We start from the raw sequence: 857 nt of genomic DNA on the forward strand, positions 1-857 counted from the left end.
CCGCTCGTGCTGGCTTGGGCTGCGCCTGGGAGGCTGTGCCTGGAGGTGAGTCATGGCACGTCAGCCTGAGGTATTCGTTCGGGAGTTGGAGCCTGAGGAGGCTCAGCGGCTGGTGCAGGTCACGCGGCGGACCAGGGATCGGGTCCGGTTGCGGCGGGCCGGGATCGTGCTGGCGTCGTTGCAGGGCCGTTCGGCGTCGGAGGCGGCAGCGATGTTCGCTGCTACGCCGGCCTACGCCCGCGATGTGATCAAGACGTTCAACCGGATGGGGTTCGATGCCTTGAACCCAAAATGGAGAGGGGGTCGACCACGCAGGATCGGCCCCGCGGTACGTGAACAGATCTGCCGGATCGCCAAGACCCCGCCGGGCAAGCTGGGCCAGCCGTTCACCACGTGGAGCTTGACCAAGCTGCGCGACTTCCTAGCCGATGCGCACATGATCAGTGCGAGCACGGAGACGATCCGGCAGGTTCTACGCCAGGCCGGGATCTCGTGGCAGGCGAGTAAGACCTGGAAGGGATCGAAGGACCCGGAATTCGCTGCGAGGATGGCGCGGATCCTCGACCTGTACGACCATCCGCCGGCCGACGGGCGGGTGATCTGCGCCGACGAGTTCGGGCCGTTGAACCTGCAGCCCAGACCCGGCAAGGGCTGGTTCCCGACCAAGGGCGCCACCAGACTGCGAGCCACCTACACGCGCACCGGCGGCGTGCGGCACATGTTCGCCGGCCTGGACCTTGCATCCGGCCAGATGTTCTTCCGGTTCCGCGACCGCAAACGGTGGACCGAGTTCCTCGGCTTCTTAAAGCAGCTACGCAGGCGGTTCCCGTCCGGGAAGCTGTACCTGATCGTGGACA

The 857-nt window shown here is 66.3% G+C and carries 1 protein-coding gene; it reads left to right on the plus strand.

Annotation, left to right across the window (positions count from 1 at the left end; genetic code table 11):
* Positions 1-52: 52 nt before the first annotated feature.
* A partial coding sequence (locus ABN034_RS34235; RefSeq protein WP_349695110.1) for an IS630 family transposase occupies positions 53-857 on the plus strand: 805 nt, incomplete at its 3' end.

This window comes from Actinopolymorpha sp. B11F2 (genome assembly GCF_040195635.1).
Taxonomy (GTDB): domain Bacteria; phylum Actinomycetota; class Actinomycetes; order Propionibacteriales; family Actinopolymorphaceae; genus Thermasporomyces.